Here is an 18,034-nt window from a genome sequence, read left to right on the forward strand (position 1 = left end):
CGTCGGGGCCCCGGTCCCCCGGCCCCAGAGGCCGCGAGCACCCGCCGCGCGGCCCGGAACGGGCCCGGAATATCTGAGCGTGCTCCCCACGTTCTGACGTGTAGTCCACCTCCGCAGACGCGGTGATCCATGGAAAGGCTGTCATACCAGTGAGCAATCAGTCCGGCATGTTCTCCAGCGCCGTGAACCTCGACCTCGGCGCCTCTGCGCAGACCGCGCCCGCCGCGGCGGCAGCGGCCTCGGACGACGACGCCGTGCACGACGTCGTCATCGTGGGTTCCGGTCCCGCGGGCTACACCGCGGCGATCTACACCGCGCGCGCCAACCTCAACCCCGTGGTGCTCGCCGGGTCGGTGACCGCCGGCGGTGAGCTGATGAACACCACCGAGGTGGAGAACTACCCGGGGTTCATCGACGGCATCATGGGCCCGGACCTCATGGGCAACATGCAGCAGCAGGCCGAGCGCTTCGGCGCGGACATCCGCTACGAGGACGTGGTGTCCGTGGAGCTGGAGGGTGAGATCAAGACCGTCACGGTGGAGGACGGCACCGTGCTGCGCGCCCGCGCCGTGATCATCTCCACGGGCTCCGAGTACCGCAAGCTCGGCCTGCCGGACGAGGACAGGCTCTCCGGCCACGGCGTCTCGTGGTGCGCCACGTGCGACGGCTTCTTCTTCAAGGGCCAGAACATCGCCGTGATCGGCGGCGGGGACTCCGCGATCGAGGAGGCCACCTTCCTCACCAAGTTCGCGGACAAGGTCACCCTGATCCACCGCCGGGACGAGTTCCGGGCCTCGGAGATCATGCGGCAGCGCGCCCTCGACGACCCGAAGATCGAGATCCTCTGGAACACGAAGGTCACGGGCATCAACGGGGAGAACAAGGTGGAGTCCCTCGACCTCGAGGACACCGTCACGGGGGAGGCCTCCGAGCTGGCCGTGACCGGTCTCTTCGTCGCCATCGGCTCGGATCCCCGCGTGGGCCTGGTGAAGGACCAGCTGGAACTCACGGTGGACAGCACCATCGCCGTGGACGGCCGCACCTCCACCACGTCCCTGCCGGGGGTATTCGCCGCCGGCGACGTGGTGGACCCCACCTACCGCCAGGCCATCACCGCGGCCGCCTCCGGCTGCGTGGCCGCCGTGGACGTCGAGCACTACCTGGCGGCCCTGGACAGCTGATCCGGTCCCACCCCCTCGCCTCCCGGACCCCCGGGAAGAACCATCGAAAGGAACCCGACATGAGTGCAGCGAAAGACGTCACGGACGCCACCTTCCAGGCGGAGGTGCTCGAGAACTCCAAGCCCACCATCGTGGACTTCTGGGCCGAGTGGTGCGGCCCGTGCCGCCAGCTCGGTCCCGTGCTGGACGCTCTCGCGGCCGAGCACGCTGAGCAGGTGGACGTGGTGAAGGTGAACGTGGACGACAACCCCGCGATCGCCTCCCAGTACGGCATCACCTCCATTCCCGCTGTGTACCTCTTCGCGAACGGGGAGGTCGCCAAGACCTCCATCGGTGCGAAGCCCAAGTCCGCCCTCGAGAAGGAGTTCGGGGACTACCTGTCCCCCTCCGCCTAGGACACACCACCCGGGCCCGCCACGGACGAGTGAGCGGGCCCGGGTTTTCTCTGAGACGATGCAGGTCCGAGCTCCGTCCGACCCGGACGGCCCGACACCCACGGGGAGATCCACGTGCAGCACCCAACTCCCGGAGCCATCCTCCGCCACGGCATGAGCGACCGACGCGTCGTGGGCCTCAGGGAACGCCTCCTCAGGGCGGGCAACACGGACACGGGTATCACGCCCGAGAACGTGGCGGATCCAGCGCTCTTCGACGAGCGCGTGGACCGGGCGGTGCGGTGGTTCCAGCAGCACAAGGGACTCATCGTGGACGGTCTCGTGGGGCCCGAGACCGAAGCCGCGCTCAACGACGCCCAGTACACCCTCGGCGACCGCCCGCTGTACTTCAACGACGCCGAGCCGCTGCACGGAGACGACGTCGAGGAGCTGCAGAACAACCTCTCCCTGTTGGGTTTCTACTACGGCCACCTGGATGGCACGTTCACGCAGAAGACCGCCTACGCCGTGCGTGAGCTGCAGCGCAGCCTGGGCGTGGAGTGCGACGGCGTCGTGGACCTGGAGACCCTCACGGGCCTCGCACGCGTGAGCAAGAAGATCACCACCTCCAAGGCGTTCTCCCTGCGAGACCACCAGCGCCTGGCGGCACTGCACGAAGCCCTGCGGGACCGCGTGGTCGTCCTCGTCCCCTCCCGGGCCAGCTCCCAGGTGGAGCCCACGGGGGCGCCCTCGGACTTCGCGGCCCAGCAGGACTCCATCAGCTACGACGTCGCCCTGCGCAGCTACGACCTGCTCTGCAACGTGGGAGCCGCCCCCGTGCTCGTCGATCCCTCCCCCGAGAGCCTTCCGTCGTCCATTACGGGCACGGAAGCCGAGGCGGAGAGCAGCGCGAGCAGCGCCACCCGTGACGCCGAGGGCGAGACACCCAAAGCCCCACGACATGTCGTGGCCACTCTCGATGAGGTGCTGCGGCAGCGCCCCGACGCCCTCGTCATTCGCCTGCAGTGCGACTGGAACGCCTCTCCGCAGGCGCAAGGCGTGGCGACCTTCTTCTGGGGTGCACCGGAATCCGGTCAGCCGTACTCCCCCATCGGGCAGCTGGCCTCCGACAAGATCCTGCGTGAGCTGGTGTCCCGCACCGGTGCTCAGGACCTGGGAAGCCACGCGCGCCAGTGGAGCGCACTGCGCAGCGCCGGTACCGCCGCAGCATGGGTCGATCTGGGCTACCTCTCCAACGACGCCGAGGCGGAAAATCTCAGCCTGGGCTCGTACCGCGCGCGACTGGCCGAGTCCGTGCTCTGCGGTCTCCAGCGCGTTCTCGTGCCGGAGCCCTCCCCCACGGCCACCGGCACCATGAGTCTGGCGGACATCCAGAACTACTACCGAACTGAACTCTAGCCCTACCGGTGATCCCGCTCGCTGGTAGGTGGGGCGGCGATCTCGTTGCGGGCTGGCGCCATGATGAAGGGCCCCGATGTTTCACGTGAAACATCGGGGCCCTTCTCGCAGCTACTGGCCTGCGGAGCTCGCCATTGTCATCGACTCAGACACCGGCCCGGTCGATCGAACGAGCACCAGACCTACCTCTGAGGCCTGAGGCCTCAGGCCTCAGGCCTCAGGCCTCAGGCCTCAGGCCTCAGGATCAAGTTTGGGGTCCAGCACGTCGATGATTCTGTTCAGGTCCTCGACCGACGCAAACTCAATGGTCATCTTCCCCTTCCGGGCGCCGAGCTGGATCTTGACGCTCGTGTCCAGCTTGTCGGAGAACGCGTCCGCGATGTACCCGAGCCGGTCGTCGTGCCGGTTCGCCGGCGCCTTGCGCTTCGTGGCATGCCGTTTGAGACCGTCTGCCAGGGCCACGGCTTCCTCTGTCGCACGTACCGAAAGGCCCTCCGCGACGATTCGCTGAGCGAGCCGCTCCATCTCCGCAGGATCCGACAGTGCCAGAAGCGCTCGGGCATGGCCTGAGCTCAGCACCCCCGCCGCTACGCGCCTCTGCACGAGAGCGGGGAGTCGGAGCAGGCGAAGGGTGTTGGAGATCTGGGGACGCGAACGGCCAATTCTCTCGGACAGCTGCTCCTGCGTGGCTCCGAACTCCTCCATGAGCTGCTGATAAGCAGCTGCCTCTTCGAGCGGATTCAGCTGGGCCCGGTGCAGGTTCTCCAGCAGCGCATCACGTAGCAGGTCGTTGTCCGCGGTGTCGCGGATGATAGCCGGGATTACGTCCAGCCCGGCTTCCTGCACTGCTCGCCACCGTCGCTCACCCATGACGAGCTCGTAGTTGCCCTCCCCCTCTTCACGACTCGGCCGCACCACAATGGGCTGCAGCACGCCGAGCTCCTTGACGGAGAAGGCCAGTTCGGCGAGTTCATCCTCGTCGAAGACCTGACGCGGCTGCTTCCTGTTCGGGTGGATGTCCTTGACGGGGATCTCGGCGAAGCGGGCGCCCGGCACGGACTGGAGGTCATCCCCCTCCGCGGCCGAGCTCTCCTCCGCCACCCGGCCCTCACCCGCGTCGTCGGGACCAGTGGAGCCAGCCGGGCCCTTCTTTGCCGCCGCGGCAGGTCCGGCGTCGGTGCCAGCCACCTCGGGCCGCTCGGCCGCCTTCGGCTGAGCAGCCGCGCCCGACGTCGGCCCACCCGAGCCCGCACTCTTGTCCGAGCCGTCCGAGTCTTCCGGCGAGCGCGACGGCTGTGAGGCATCCGAGGAAGTGCTCTCGAGGTCCGCGGTCATGTGTGTCTGATCCGCCTCCGAGTCCTTCACCGCAGATGTTTCACGTGAAACATCGTCGGTACCGGACGCGGTCTGCTCCTGAACCTCCGTCGGCTCGGCGTGATCCCCCGATGACAGGAAGAACATGTCCACGGGCCGGCTGACCGAGGTGGTGCTGCGCAGGGCCTGCACCATGTCACGACGCTTCCGGGTCGGCTTCGCCCGCTCTTTGGTCGTCCCCGGCGCCTTACCTGCTGCCGATGTTTCACGTGAAACATCCGTAGCGGAGCCCTTGGCGCTCTTCAGATCCGCGCCGGACACGAGCCTGGACTCGCCCTTGGATGCCGTCGAGGACGGTAAGGAATCGGGACCTGCCGCCCTTTGCGGCGCAGCACCGTCCCCAGAGGCCTTGCTGTCCGTGACTGCGGTGGCCTCGGCCAGCTCGAAGACTTCGGTGGCCCTCGATTCTCCCCCCGCTGTGTCTTTGCTCAACGAGCTGTCACGCCGAGTCTCACTCGGCTTCTTCGCGGGGGTCTTCGAGGTCTTCTTGTCGTCGGCCTTCGCGGGCGCTGCATTCTTCTTTTGTGTCGTTCCCTCGGAACCGCTCGCGGGGGACTGTGGAGACTTGCTCGACTTCTTCGATGAGGGCCGGGGACCGTCCCCGCCCTTGGCGTCCCGCTCCGCGGATGCATCGACTGTGCTGTCCGGACTCGTCCGTCCTCCGTCGGATGAGGCTGCTTCTTCGCCCGTCGGTACCCCACTGGGGATCAGGGCCCCGAGTCCTCGTCCCAGTCCACGGCGTCGTTCTGCCACGATGATGTCCCTCCATGAAGTGATGTTGCATCCATCGTAGTCAACGGCGGGGCCGAGCATCGGCGTCCACTTCCGTGTTCGACGCTCGTGGTGCCGCGTCTCGGCTTCCCGTGACATCCCCTTGTGCTGCGGACGTGGAAGCCTGGTTTTCACGCTCAGGGCTCAGAGCTCAGAGCTCAGAGCTCAGGGTATGACTATTCCGGGGAGGTCGAGAACGCACCCGGTAATGCCAGAGGCCGCGATGTTTCACGTGAAACATCGCGGCCTCTACAGAAAGTCCCCAATCGCGGGACGGTTCACCAACCCGCGGGCCACTTCACCGCGTGGGGGCCCTGGACGCCAGTTCCGCCGCTGCCTCGAGGTAGGACAGTGCACCCGTGGAACTCGGATCGTAGGTGATGACGCTCTGCTGGTAGCTGGGCGCCTCGGAGATGCGTACGGAGCGCGGGATCATGGTCTCCATGACCTCGTCGGGGAAGTGCTGGCGCACCTCGTCGGCCACCTGGGACGCGAGGTTGGTGCGTCCGTCGTACATGGTCAGGAGGATGTTGGACACCGTGAGCTGGGGGTTCAGGTGCTTCTGGATCATCTTGATGTTGTTGAGCAGCTGGCTGAGCCCCTCGAGTGCGTAGTACTCGCACTGGATGGGGATGAGGACCTCAGTGGCCGCCACGAACGCGTTGATGGTCAGGAGGCCCAGGCTCGGCGGGCAGTCGATGAACACGTAGTCCAGACGGGGGAGCCCTGCTTCCTCGCGTGCCGTGGCGTACTCGGCCAGCGCGCGCTGCAGCCGCTGCTCACGAGCAACCACCGAGACGAGCTCGATCTCAGCCCCCGCGAGATCGATGGTGGCGGGCAGCACCCACAGACTCGTGGACTCGGGAGACTGCTTGACCACGTCCGCCACGGGGACCTCGTCGATGAGGATGTCGTAGACCGAGTCCGCGTCCGAGCCGTGGGGGATGCCCAGCGCGGTGGACGCGTTGCCCTGGGGGTCGTTGTCCACCACCAGGACGTTCTGCCCCTGCTCGGCCAGTGCCACCGCCAGGTTCACGGAGGTACTGGTCTTGCCCACCCCGCCCTTCTGGTTGCTGATGGTGATGTACCGAGTGCTCTCGGGTCGATCCAGCTGGACGTTCTTGAGCTTGTCGCGGCGCTTGTTCTCTTCCACGAGTTTCCTCCCCAGGGCGGTATCCGCCACCGCGTCTTGTGCCGTCAGCCCCACCGGACCGCCTGTTTCACGTGAAACATGCTTACCGCGGTCAGGGACAACCTTCTTCGTTTGAGAAACCGGATCCGGCGGGAGTCCGAAGTCGTGCCCGCGCGTGCGTCCCTGATCGGAATGATCCGCAGTGGTCATGTCGACTGTCCCTTTCGTGGCTGCTGCGCTGCTTCCCGTAGCTTATCGACATCCCCGCCTGTCAGGGCGGGGTCTTCACAGCACCAGCCGGACCACCGTGGTGGGTTCCGCGAGGACGTCCGCACCCACGGTGAGGACCTCCGAGGAGCGCACGCCGAAGCGTTTGAGCTTCTTGGACGCCTTCTGTAGCTCCTCCTCCGCCGTGCGCCCCTTCAGCGCCAGGAGCTCTCCTCTGCCCTTTAGCAGGGGCAGCGTGATGTCCACCAGCCCCACGAGGGCAGAGACGGCCCGGGCCGTCACCACGTCTACCGGCCCCAGCTCGGCCTTGGCCTGCTCGGCCCGGGCGCGCAGGACACCTACGTTCTCCAGTCCGAGGTCCGCGATGACCTCCCCCAACCAGGTCACGCGGCGCTCCAGCGGCTCCACGAGCGTGATCGACAGGTCAGGCCGTGCGATCGCCAGGCAGAGGCCGGGCAGACCGGCTCCTGACCCCACGTCCACCACGCGCGCGTCCGGGGCGATGAGCTCCTGCACCACGGCGCAGTTGAGCACGTGCCGTTCCCACAGCCGGGGTGCCTCACGGGGGCCGATCAGACCACGGACGATCCCCGAGGACGCGAGGTGCTCCGTGTAGCGCCGCGCGAGCTCCAGGCGGTCCCCGAAGATCTCGCGGGCAGCCCCCTCGAGTGCCCCGAGCTCAGGTGCCGGCTGGGGGTCCGGTACGGCACGCGGACGCTGGACCGCGGCGGCGTCGTCCTCCGGACGGGACCCACCGGGAGTGGCGTGCGAGGCAGGACCGGAGGCGCTCATTCGCCCGCCGAGACCACGATGTGCCGCCCGGCGCCGTCGCCCTCGGACTCCGAGACGAGCCCGGCCTCCGCCACGGCGTCGTGCACGAGCTTGCGCTCGTACGGGGACAGCGGGGGCAGGTGGACGCTCGACTCCCCGCCCTGGACACGGGAGACGGCGTCCTCGGCCAGCTCGCGCAGCTCGGTGGCGCGCTCGTCGCGGTGTCCTGCAATGTCCAGGATCAGCCGGCTGCGTCGCTGCGTGGAGCTGAGCACGGACAGCCGCGCGAGCTCCTGCAGGGCCTCGAGCGTCTCTCCGTCCTCGCCCACGAGCGCGCGCAGCTCGGAGTCGTCGCCGTCCTCCGAGACCACGGAGACGTACGTGCGGCCGTCGCGCACCTCGATGTCGATGTCACCGTCGATGTCCGCGGTGTCGAGCAGCTCCTCGATGTAGTCCGCGGCGATCTCGCCCTCCTCTTCGAGGGGGGACAGCGTCGAGTCCTGCGCGTCCTCGGAGGGCGTCTGCTCCTCGGAGTCCAGAGGGTTGTCCATCTCGTTCATGGGAGGCGACCTCTCAGCCGTTGTTTTTCTTGGTCTGCTGCTTCTGCCGCTTCTTGGAGACCGGCTGCTGGCGCTGGCCCGCCGCCGCGCGCTCACGCTGCTCCGCGAGCTTCTCCTCGTGCTGCTGCTTGGTCATGCCGACGGGCGGCAGACCCTTCGCGGCACGGCGCTCGTTGAGCTCGCGCTCCGCCTGCGACCCCTTGGTGGGGTTGTTGCGGATGACCCACCACTGCTGGCCCATGGACCACAGGTTGGAGACCGTCCAGTAGATCAGCACACCCAGCGGGAAGTTGATGCCGCCGATCGCGAAGATCAGGGGGAACAGGTAGAGCATCATCTGCTGCTGGCGGTACATGGGGGACTCCTTCGCGGAGTCGCTCATGTTGCGCGCGGTCAGCTGGCGCTGCGTGAAGAACTGAGTAGCGCTCATGGCCACGATCATCACCAGGGCCAGGATGATGGTGGCCGTGTGGTTGCCGTTGCCCGGCTGCATCAGCGTGGAGAACAGGGGAGCACCGAAGATCGTGGACTCGTTGAACTGGTGCACCATCTCCGGCGTGAGCAGGTGGATGGCCTCGTTGTTCTGCGCGGCGGCAGGGACGGAGCGCAGCACCTGGAAGAGCGCGAAGAAGATGGGCATCTGCACGATGATGGGCAGGCACGCCGCGAAGGGGTTGGAGCCGTGCTCCTTGTACAGGGCCATCTGCTCCTCCGCCATGGCCTGGCGGGAGAGCTGGTCCTTCTTGCCCTTGTACTTGGCCTGCAGCTTGGCCATCTCCGGCTGGAGCTCCTGCATGCCGCGCATGGACTTGATCTGCTTGAGGAACAGCGGGATCGTCAGGGTGCGCATCACCAGGGTCAGACCCACGATGCACAGCACCCAGGTGATTCCCGACGTGGGGTCCAGCCCGATCATGGTGAACAGTTCGTGGAAGACCCACAGGACCGCGGAGACGATCCATTTGAAGGGCAAGAGGATGATGTCGAAGAAGTTCATCGAGCGTTAGCTCCTTGAGCCGCGTGGTGGCGGGCCGGCCAGTCGTGCACGTAGTCCCGCACGAGGTTCGGGTGGTTGAGCAGTACGATTTTCGGGGTCTCGGCCAGGGAGGCGAACTCCCGGCCGCCCGACGGCACCCTGTCGATCCCGCCGGCCGCCCACGGGTGGCAGCGCAGCAGCCGGGAGACGGTCAGTCCCAGTCCTCGCACGGCCCCGTGGCGCGTGAACGCCTCCAGTGCGTAGGCCGAGCAGGAGGGGAAGTAGCGGCACACGTCCCCGTAGAGCGGGGAGACGATGGTGCGGTAGAGCTTGAGCAGCGCGATGCACAGGTTCTGGGGCGCACGCAGGACCGCCTGCGCCACGCCGCCGGGCACGTTGTACTCGTGGGGCGCGCGGGCCAGGATCTGCTCAGGAGTCAGCGGTGACGTCACGCGCGTGCCTCCTTCTCCACAGTCTGCTGGCAACGGTACGGCATGGCTGTCCGGGCCGACGGCGCGCTCACCGCTTCCGGCGCACGGCGCCGTCGAACGCCGCGGCGTAGTCCCGCCCCAGTTCCTGCCAGCTCGCCCCCGCTGCGGCCGGAAGAGCCCGCACGACGACGGCGAGGTCCCGGGGGTGCTCTCGGACGGTCTGCGCCGTGAGCTCACGCAGGCGGCGCTTGACCTTGTTGCGGATCACGGCGTTGCCGACCGCCTTGGAGACGACGAACCCCACACGGGTGTCCTCCCCGGTGTTCAGCCGTACGGATACGACGACGTTCCGGCGGCCGCTGCGGGCGCCGGAACGTACGGTGGCTGAAAACTGCGCCGAGGTCCGCATCCGGTGCCGGGTGGGCAGCATGATGCGAACCTCGCGGGTCGATCGGGTCTCAGGCCGACAGGCTGGCGCGGCCCTTGCTGCGGCGAGCACCGATGATGGCGCGGCCGGCACGGGTGCGCATGCGAGCACGGAAGCCGTGCTTGCGGGCGCGGCGGCGGTTGTTCGGCTGGAAAGTCCGCTTGGGCATTAGTCACTCCACGAGGTTGGACAACGGTGTGCCACCGCGACGGATCGCAGGGGCGCACGCGGTACGTACATGAGGGCGTGCGGGCACGCAGAAATCGCGATGCTACACGCACAAGACTGATCCACACTAGTCAATGGCGACACGCCGGTCAAATGGCACCAACGCCCTCGGGGCGCGGTCCGGTGCCGATGGACGACTGCGCCCCGGTGGTGCCAGCTCTCCACAGCTGTGCACACCGCCCTCCCCAGGCATGTGGAAAACCATGTTCGGACGGGCGTCTCATGGGAGTTATCCCCATGCCAGAACTACACGATTGTAGTTACGCACATCCCCGTGCTCGGGCTAGGTACAGGCGGGAACGATGCTCTAGGCTGAGGTTCGCGGCCGCCCCCCACGAGGTTTATCCACCGCTGTGTACAACTCTGTGGAAAACTGGAGCGTTCCGGTCCCTCACGTCAGGAGTCGTTCATGCAGCAGGACAACCAGACCTTGCCCGAGCAGTGGGCAGAGTGCGTCCGCATCATGAACGAGAACCCCCAGGTCACCGGCCGCGGCCGCGGCAACATCGCCGTGTGCGAGCCGCGCGGACTCATGGGGACCACCCTGCTGATGGCGGTGCCGAGCGAGGTCACCCGTGAGTTCCTGCAGCACCGGCCCATGTCCGAGGTCCTGGACGCGACCGTCAGCCAGGTCTTCGGGGAGGACACCCTCGTGGCCTTCGTGGTGGACCCAGAGCTCGAGGTGCAGCCGCGCCCGGCCCGCCCCGCGACCGACGCGCGCGTCTCGGACGCCCGCACCTCCGACACCGCCATGCCCTCGCTCAACGAGGTGGAGGCCGAGCGCGCACCGGGTGCCTTCCACCCCGGACACACGGACCACTCCACTGCCCCCGACGCAGCACCCGGCCTCTCCGGTGCCGCGGCCGACGCCTTCGCCGACGCCGTGGCGGACGCCGGGGACCTCCCGCCGCGTCGCGATCCCCAGGCCGCACCGCCGCTCCGTCAGCCGGCCGAAGTCCTGAGCACGGGCAGCGGCTCGGACACGAGCCCCGCGGACTCGGAGTGGGACAGCTCCGCCCGACTGAACCCGAAGTACGTGTTCGACTCCTTCGTGATCGGGCAGTCCAACCGCTTCGCCCACGCCGCGGCCTTCGCGGTGGCCGAGACTCCGGCCAAGGCATATAACCCGCTGTTCATATACGGGGAGTCGGGGCTCGGGAAGACCCACCTCCTGCACGCGATCGGCCACTACGCCAAGCGGCTCTACCCGAAGCTGCGCGTGCGGTACGTGAACTCCGAGGAGTTCACCAACGACTTCATCAACTCCATCCGGGACGACGAGGGCTCCTCCTTCAAGGGCATCTACCGCAACGTGGACCTGCTGCTGATCGACGACATCCAGTTCCTCGCGGGCAAGGAGCACACCCAGGAGGAGTTCTTCCACACCTTCAACGCGCTGCACAACCACGAGAAGCAGATCGTGATCACGAGCGACATGCCCCCGAAGCAGCTCACGGGCTTCGCGGAACGGATGCGTTCCCGCTTCGAGTGGGGTCTGATCACGGACGTCCAGCCGCCCGAGCTCGAGACGCGCATCGCGATCCTGCGCAAGAAGGCCATCAGCGAGGGGATGGACGCCCCTGACGACGTGATGGAGTACATCGCCTCGCACATCTCCACCAACATCCGTGAGCTCGAGGGCGCCCTGATCCGCGTTACGGCGTTCGCCTCACTGAACAAGCAGCCGGTGGACCTGCCGCTGGCGGAGCTCGTGCTCAAGGACCTCATCACGGACGACGGCGGCCAGGAGATCACGGCGGCCTCGATCCTCGGGCAGACCGCGGCGTTCTTCAACATCACGCTGGACGAGCTGAAGTCCAAGTCCCGCACCCGCACGCTCGTGACGGCCCGGCAGATCGCCATGTACCTGCTGCGGGAGCTCACGGACATGTCGCTGCCGAAGATCGGCCAGGAGCTGGGCGGGCGGGACCACACCACGGTCATGCACGCGGACCGCAAGATCCGCACGCTGATGGCGGAGCGGCGCCAGATCTTCGACCAGGTGACCGAGCTGACCAACCGCATCAAGCAGCAGTCGCGCGAGGGCTGACACCGGCCACCGCACCCGCTCGGCAGGAGGGGATCCCCGGACTCGGTTCCGGGGATCCCCTTTTTCTGTAGTTCATCCACAGGCTCGGCCCGTGTGGACACTGGGCCCGGAAGCCGTTCTCCACACCGATCGACGGGTGTGTGGGCGCCCTGTGAACAGCCGTCAGAGGGGCAGTGTGGAAAAATCTGTGGACAACCGGGGCCCAGCCGTGGACAACTCGTTGGAATCGGTGGGCGAGGCTGTGGAATCCCCGGAATCACGCGGAAGTTCTGCACTCCCCGACCACAGCCAGGCCTCGATCCATCCACAGCGGATCAACACCCTCGACCCGCGGATCCGTTGCGATGCAGGCGGTTATCCACAGAGTCCACAGGGGTTGTTAACACTTCTACCCTTTAAGAAAAGATCCACCGAATAACAAAAATCCTGGCCTCCCCACGCCCGGACGAGCCCCGGGATCTCTGTAATTACACGAATCCTCAGACCCCGCCGTGCGGTGCGCACTCCAGAGACCCACTGCAGGTCGATGCCTGTCCGCCCCGCCCGATACGATGCAGGCACGACACTTCTGTTCTCCGGCAAAAGAGGGGCCCTCCGTGAAGTTCTCCGTCGAGCGCGACGTACTGGCCGAAGCAGTCACCTGGACTGCTCGTTCGCTGTCCCCTCGCCCGCCCGTTCCGGTGCTCTCCGGCCTGCTGATCAAGGCGGAGAACGGATCGCTGTCCATCGCGAGCTTCGACTACGAGATCTCCGCCCGCCTGACCATCAGCGCGGACGTCATCGAGGAGGGGACCACCCTGGTCTCCGGCCGGCTGCTCGCGGACATCTGCCGTTCCCTTCCCTCCGCACCCGTGCAGCTCGAGGCAGAAGGCGGGAAGGTCACGCTCACCTGCCGGTCCTCCAAGTTCAACCTCGCGGCCATGCCGGTGGAGGACTACCCCCAGCTGCCGGGACTGCCGGAGCTCTCCGGTGTGGTGGCAGGAGACGAGTTCGCCCACGCCGTGGCACAGGTGAACATCGCGGCGTCGAAGGACGACACCCTGCCGATCCTCACCGGCATCCGCGTGGAGATCGAGGGCGAGAAGATGACGCTGCTCGCCACGGACCGCTACCGCCTGGCCATGCGGGAGCTCACCTGGCGCCCCTCGGACCCCACCATCTCCACGGCCGCCCTGATCAAAGCCAAGACGCTCAACGACATCGCCAAGACCCTCGGCTCCTCCGGGGACGTCAACATCGCGCTGGCGGAGAACACCGAACTCGTGGGCTTCGAGTCCGGCGGCCGGCGCACCACGAGCCTGCTGATCGACGGCGAGTACCCCAAGATCCGCTCGCTCTTCCCGGAGAACACCCCCATCACCGCGGTCGTGCGCACCTCCGAGCTCGTGGAGGCGGTGCGTCGCGTCTCCCTCGTGGCGGAGCGGAACACCCCGGTGCGCCTGGCCTTCAGCGAGGGACAGGTGGCGCTGGACGCCGGCACCGGAGAGGACGCCCAGGCCTCGGAAGTCCTCGACGCGCAGCTCAACGGGGACGACATCACCGTGGCGTTCAACCCCACGTACCTCTCCGAGGGCCTGCACGCCTTCGACTCCGCGTACGTCCGGTTCTCCTTCACCGCTCCGCCCAAGCCCGCGGTGCTCTCGGCCCAGGGCGACTCCGAGGGCGAGGACGACGTCACGTACAAGTACCTGCTCATGCCGGTTCGACTGCCCAACCAGTGATCGTGTGTTCGTAGACCACCTCTCGCTCCTGGACTTCCGCACCTACCACGCCCTCGACCTCCCGCTGGCCCCGGGGCTCACGGTGTTCGTGGGGCCCAACGGCGTGGGGAAGACCAACATCGTGGAGGCCGTGGACTGGGCGGCCACGCTCGGATCGCACCGGGTCTCGGGCAACGGCCCGCTGATCGCCACCGGTTCGGAACGGGCGGTGATCCGCACCCGCGTGGACAGGGCCGGGCAGCGCACGGTGCTCGAGTACGAGCTCAACGCGGCACGCGCCAACAGGGTCCGGATCAACAGGGCGGCACCCGTCCGTGCGCGCGAGGCGCTCGGCACGCTGCACACGGTGCTCTTCTCCCCGGAGGACCTGACCCTGGTCAAGGGCGATCCCTCGCACCGGCGGCGCTTCCTGGACGACCTCGCCACAGCCATGCGGCCGGTGCTCGCCGCGGCCCGCTCCGACTACGAGCGAGCACTGAAGCAGCGCAACGCCCTGCTGAAGTCCACCCGCGGCCGGCGCGGCTTCGACGAGTCGGACCGTGCCACCCTCGCGGTGTGGAACGACCAGCTGGCGCGTGCCGGCGCGGCCGTGATGGGCGCCCGCCTGCAGCTGCTGGAGGCACTTGAGCCCGAGGTGGACCGCGCCTACCAGCAGCTCACCGACGGCCCCAAGCACGTCTCGCTCGGCTACGAGAGCTCCTCCGTGGCCCCGGGCGCGGACCAGCGGGCGCTTGCGCACTTCTCCGTGGCGGACCTCTACGACCTGATGATGCAGGCGTTCGAGCGCATGGAGCGCCAGGAGCGCGAGCGAGGCCTGACCCTTGTGGGCCCGCACCGCGACGACCTGCTGATCCGCCTGGGTGAGACCCCCGCCAAGGGCTACGCGTCCCACGGCGAGACCTGGTCAACGGCCCTCGCCCTGCGTCTCGGCTCGTGGTACGTCCACCTCGCGGACGATCCCGGCCGTGGCTCGGCGCCGGTCCTGATCCTGGACGACGTCTTCGCCGAGCTCGACGCCCGACGACGACGCCGCCTGGCCGAGCTCGTGGGGCAGGCCGAGCAGGTGCTCGTCACCGCGGCCGTGGACGAGGACCTGCCGAGCGCGCTGCTCGAGCACACCCACACCGTGGTGGACGTCGAACCGGGCTCGGTCGCCGTGCGTGGCGACGCGTCGTCGTCGTCCGAGACCGTCCGGGACACCCAGGACGACGAAGGCGGGAACGGTGAGGACAACCGGGACCGCCACGACGACGGCGACAGCAGCGGGCCCGGACCTGGCGGTGCGCAGAGCGCGAACGGGGGAGCCGAGGGTGGCTGAACCCACGCACCGGGACGTGGTGGACGCCGCCGCCGTGGCGCTGCAGCGCGCCCGCAAGGCCGCCCAGGACCGCGGGGACATGCCGCTGTCCAAGGCCGCCGCGGCCAAGAACATGCGGGCCTTCGGCACGGCGATGGAGGAGGGCACGGGGTCTCCGGCCCTGCGCAGGTCCACCCGGTTCGGTACGGATCCGCGCCAGCTGGGCGGATTCTCCGGCCCCGGAAAATCCGCGCGGGACCCCAGGTCGCTATCCTCGGTCGTGGACACCCTGATGACCCACCGGGGGTGGAAGACGCCCGTGAACGTGAGCACGGTGCTCGCTGACTGGCCGTCCCTGGTGGGCACGCGCAACGCCGAGCACTCGTGGCCGGAGCACTTCGAGGACACGGTGGTGCGGGTGCGCTGCGACTCCACCGCGTACGCCACGCAGCTGCGCCTGATGCAGTCCGCGATCCTCGCGAACTTCGCGGACAAGCTCGGGGAGGGGATCGTCACGCGACTGGAGATCCACGGGCCCGTGGGACCGAGCTGGAAGCGCGGGCGGTGGCGCGTGCAGGGGCGCGGGCCGCGGGACACCTACGGATAGCCGGCGGCTCGGGACCCGCCGTCTCGACCCTGGGGCCCAGGAGCCACCACCCGGCACACGGGAGCCAGTACCCGGGCACCAGCGTCAGCGCCCGCCAGCTGCGGACGCGAGCACGTCCGATCCGCGAGACGCGGCTCACGGATCGGCCCAAAAACTGGCCAGAATCCCGCGAGCCGGTCCGCACCCCGAAAATGGCTCCACCCTGCGGCGCGGGGTTCCGGAGCGTCTGCGGGCCGTGCAGCGCGTCATCCGGTAGAATGTGGAGTCACAGATCTTCGTCCCGCCAGCCGATGAGCCGCGAGCCGCCTCGTCGGCTGCACTCATGTGGGCGGGCGGTGGTCGACATCCAATACGCAGGAGGACCGGAAACCCCGTGGCTACAGAGGATCCCCTAGAGCACGAGTACGGCGCGAGCGACATCACCGTTCTGGAAGGCCTCGAGGCGGTCAGGAAACGCCCCGGGATGTACATCGGCTCCACTGGTCCCAGGGGCCTGCACCACCTGGTCTACGAGGTGGTCGACAACTCCGTGGACGAGGCGCTCGCCGGGTACTGCGACAACATCGAGATCACGCTGCAGTCGGACGGCGGGGTGCGCGTCTCCGACAACGGCCGCGGCATCCCGGTGGACATGCACCCCACCGAGGGCAGACCCACGGTGGAGGTCGTGATGACCATCCTGCACGCCGGCGGCAAGTTCGGCGGCGGCGGGTACGCGGTCTCGGGCGGCCTGCACGGCGTCGGCATCTCCGTGGTCAACGCCCTGTCCCGTCTCGTGGAGACAGAGGTGCGCCGCCAGGGTTACGTGTGGCGCATGAGTTTTGCCAACGGCGGGCACCCCCAGGGCGAGCTGGCGCGCGGGGAACAGACGCAGGAGACTGGCACCACACAGGTCTTCTACCCGGATCCCGAGATCTTCGAGACCGTCGACTTCGACTTCGAGACCCTGCGCGCCCGCTTCCAGCAGATGGCGTTCCTGAACAAGGGCCTGCGGATCAGCCTCACGGACGAGCGGGCCACGGAGGAGACCGGCGACGAGATCGCCGGTGACGCCCCCGCGGACGTCACCGGCCCCCTCGAGGGCCAGGACGGCGGCACGATCGGTGCGGACGAGGCGGCTGCTGCCATCTCGGGCGCCCGCCAGGTGGTCTACTGCTACGAGGACGGCCTGCTGGACTACGTGACGTTCCTGAACTCGTCGAAGAAGGCGGAGCTGATCCACGAGGACGTCATCTCGCTCGAGGTGGACGACCCCGAGAAGAAGATGTCGCTCGAGCTGGCGATGCAGTGGACCACGGCGTTCAACGAGTCCGTGCACACCTACGCCAACACCATCAACACCCACGAAGGCGGCACCCACGAAGAGGGGTTCCGCACCGCGCTGACCACCCTGATCAACCGCTACGCGCGGGAGAACAAGATGCTGCGCGACAAGGACGACAACCTCACGGGTGAGGACGTCCGCGAGGGGCTCACCGCGGTGATCTCCATCAAGCTCGCCGAGCCGCAGTTCGAGGGCCAGACCAAGACCAAACTGGGCAACTCGGAGGCCAAGACCTTCGTGCAGCGTGAGATGTTCGACCTGTTCGGAGCATGGTTGGAACGCAACCCCAACCCGGCCAAGGACATCATCCGCAAGGCCATCTACGCCTCCCAGGCGCGGCTCGCGGCCCGCAAGGCCCGCGAGACCACCCGGCGCAAGGGCCTGCTGGAATCGGGCGGCATGCCCGGCAAGCTCAAGGACTGCTCGTCCAAGGACCCCACGCTCTCGGAGATCTACATCGTGGAGGGCGACTCCGCCGGTGGTTCCGCGGTGCAGGGCCGCGACCCGGCCCACCAGGCGATCCTGCCGCTGCGCGGGAAGATCCTGAACGTGGAGCGCGCGCGCCTGGACCGGGCGCTGTCCAACGCGGAGGTGCAGTCCATGATCACCGCGTTCGGCGCGGGGATCGGGGACGACTTCGACATTGAGAAGGCCCGGTACCACAAGATCGTGCTCATGGCCGACGCGGACGTGGACGGCCAGCACATCACCACGCTGCTGCTCACTCTGCTGTTCCGCTTCATGCGTCCGCTGATCGAGCACGGCTACGTGTACCTCGCGCAGCCGCCCCTCTACCGGATCAAGTGGTCCAACGCCGCGCACGACTACGTGTTCTCGGACGCGGAGCGGGACGCCGCTCTGGCCAAGGGCCTGGCGGAGAACCGCCGTCTGCCCAAGGACAACGGCATCCAGCGCTACAAGGGCCTCGGCGAGATGGACTACACGGAGCTGTGGGAGACCACCATGGACCCGGCGCACCGCACCCTGCGCCAGGTCACCATGGACGACGCCGCGGCTGCGGACCAGGTGTTCTCCGTGCTGATGGGCGAGGACGTGGAGTCCCGCCGAGAGTTCATCCAGCGCAATGCCAAGGACATCCGGTTCCTGGACATCTAGTCCGTCCCCGCACACGGTGATCGCCGGACATTCCCCCTCCGGCATGT

The 18,034-nt window shown here is 67.8% G+C and carries 16 protein-coding genes; 8 read left to right on the plus strand and 8 right to left on the minus strand.

Annotated elements, in window-relative coordinates; translation table 11 throughout:
• The first annotated feature begins 167 nt into the window (after nt 1-167).
• From trxB to D8M39_RS00650, 3 genes are all read left to right on the plus strand, one after another.
• Nucleotides 168-1,181: a thioredoxin-disulfide reductase gene (gene trxB / locus D8M39_RS00640; RefSeq protein ID WP_126874202.1), complete on the plus strand. Its 1,014-nt coding sequence runs from the start codon at nt 168-170 to the stop codon at nt 1,179-1,181.
• A 59-nt stretch (nt 1,182-1,240) separates the two neighbouring features.
• Nucleotides 1,241-1,576, plus strand: coding sequence for a thioredoxin (trxA, locus tag D8M39_RS00645; protein WP_055086112.1), 336 nt, complete (start codon nt 1,241-1,243; stop codon nt 1,574-1,576).
• Nucleotides 1,577-1,729: 153 nt separating this feature from the next.
• The gene (locus D8M39_RS00650) at nt 1,730-2,974 is read left to right on the plus strand and encodes a peptidoglycan-binding protein (RefSeq protein ID WP_055086114.1); all 1,245 of its coding nucleotides are present in this window, start codon (nt 1,730-1,732) and stop codon (nt 2,972-2,974) included.
• Between the two features lie 231 nt (nt 2,975-3,205).
• Here D8M39_RS00650 and D8M39_RS12855 read toward each other — a convergent pair whose 3' ends face one another.
• The 8 genes from D8M39_RS12855 to rpmH form a co-directional block, all read right to left on the minus strand.
• Entirely contained in the window at nt 3,206-4,483 is a 1,278-nt protein-coding gene (locus D8M39_RS12855) for a ParB/RepB/Spo0J family partition protein (protein WP_232300392.1), read from the minus strand.
• Nucleotides 4,484-5,417: 934 nt separating this feature from the next.
• Entirely contained in the window at nt 5,418-6,272 is an 855-nt protein-coding gene (locus D8M39_RS00660; RefSeq protein WP_055086116.1) for a ParA family protein, read from the minus strand.
• A 264-nt stretch (nt 6,273-6,536) separates the two neighbouring features.
• The gene (gene rsmG / locus D8M39_RS00665; protein WP_126874181.1) at nt 6,537-7,271 is read right to left on the minus strand and encodes a 16S rRNA (guanine(527)-N(7))-methyltransferase RsmG; all 735 of its coding nucleotides are present in this window, start codon (nt 7,269-7,271) and stop codon (nt 6,537-6,539) included.
• Nucleotides 7,268-7,810 (minus strand): R3H domain-containing nucleic acid-binding protein, encoded by a 543-nt coding sequence (locus D8M39_RS00670; RefSeq protein WP_055086118.1) that lies wholly within the window; start codon nt 7,808-7,810, stop codon nt 7,268-7,270. Before D8M39_RS00670 ends, rsmG begins: the two co-directional genes overlap by 4 nt.
• Before the next feature lie 13 nt (nt 7,811-7,823).
• Entirely contained in the window at nt 7,824-8,807 is a 984-nt protein-coding gene (gene yidC / locus D8M39_RS00675) for a membrane protein insertase YidC (protein ID WP_055086120.1), read from the minus strand.
• Nucleotides 8,804-9,238: a membrane protein insertion efficiency factor YidD gene (gene yidD, locus D8M39_RS00680; RefSeq protein ID WP_371413717.1), complete on the minus strand. Its 435-nt coding sequence runs from the start codon at nt 9,236-9,238 to the stop codon at nt 8,804-8,806. The genes yidC and yidD overlap by 4 nt, the downstream gene beginning before the upstream one ends.
• A 67-nt stretch (nt 9,239-9,305) precedes the next feature.
• Nucleotides 9,306-9,647, minus strand: a complete 342-nt coding sequence (gene rnpA, locus D8M39_RS00685; protein ID WP_055086122.1) for a ribonuclease P protein component — start codon at nt 9,645-9,647, stop codon at nt 9,306-9,308.
• A gap of 28 nt (nt 9,648-9,675) precedes the next feature.
• The gene (gene rpmH / locus D8M39_RS00690) at nt 9,676-9,813 is read right to left on the minus strand and encodes a 50S ribosomal protein L34 (RefSeq protein WP_012399425.1); all 138 of its coding nucleotides are present in this window, start codon (nt 9,811-9,813) and stop codon (nt 9,676-9,678) included.
• A gap of 468 nt (nt 9,814-10,281) precedes the next feature.
• On the opposite strand from rpmH, the gene dnaA reads away from it, so the two are divergent.
• The 5 genes from dnaA to gyrB all read left to right on the plus strand — a co-directional run bounded on the left by dnaA (nt 10,282) and on the right by gyrB (nt 17,987).
• Nucleotides 10,282-11,922 (plus strand): chromosomal replication initiator protein DnaA, encoded by a 1,641-nt coding sequence (gene dnaA, locus D8M39_RS00695; protein WP_055086125.1) that lies wholly within the window; start codon nt 10,282-10,284, stop codon nt 11,920-11,922.
• Between the two features lie 596 nt (nt 11,923-12,518).
• Nucleotides 12,519-13,643 carry a DNA polymerase III subunit beta gene (dnaN, locus tag D8M39_RS00700; protein WP_055086126.1) on the plus strand — a complete coding sequence of 375 codons (1,125 nt, stop codon included), beginning with the start codon at nt 12,519-12,521 and terminating at the stop codon, nt 13,641-13,643.
• 4 nt (nt 13,644-13,647) lie between these two features.
• Nucleotides 13,648-14,961 (plus strand): DNA replication/repair protein RecF, encoded by a 1,314-nt coding sequence (gene recF, locus D8M39_RS00705; protein WP_094393249.1) that lies wholly within the window; start codon nt 13,648-13,650, stop codon nt 14,959-14,961.
• Complete coding sequence (locus D8M39_RS00710) at nt 14,954-15,547, plus strand: DUF721 domain-containing protein (protein WP_055086128.1); 594 nt, start codon at nt 14,954-14,956, stop codon at nt 15,545-15,547. Before recF ends, D8M39_RS00710 begins: the two co-directional genes overlap by 8 nt.
• 373 nt (nt 15,548-15,920) lie before the next feature.
• Nucleotides 15,921-17,987 carry a DNA topoisomerase (ATP-hydrolyzing) subunit B gene (gene gyrB / locus D8M39_RS00715; RefSeq protein ID WP_055086130.1) on the plus strand — a complete coding sequence of 689 codons (2,067 nt, stop codon included), beginning with the start codon at nt 15,921-15,923 and terminating at the stop codon, nt 17,985-17,987.
• The last annotated feature ends 47 nt before the right edge of the window (nt 17,988-18,034 follow it).

It is taken from the genome of Kocuria sp. HSID17590 (assembly GCF_003989485.1).
GTDB lineage: Bacteria > Actinomycetota > Actinomycetes > Actinomycetales > Micrococcaceae > Kocuria > Kocuria salsicia.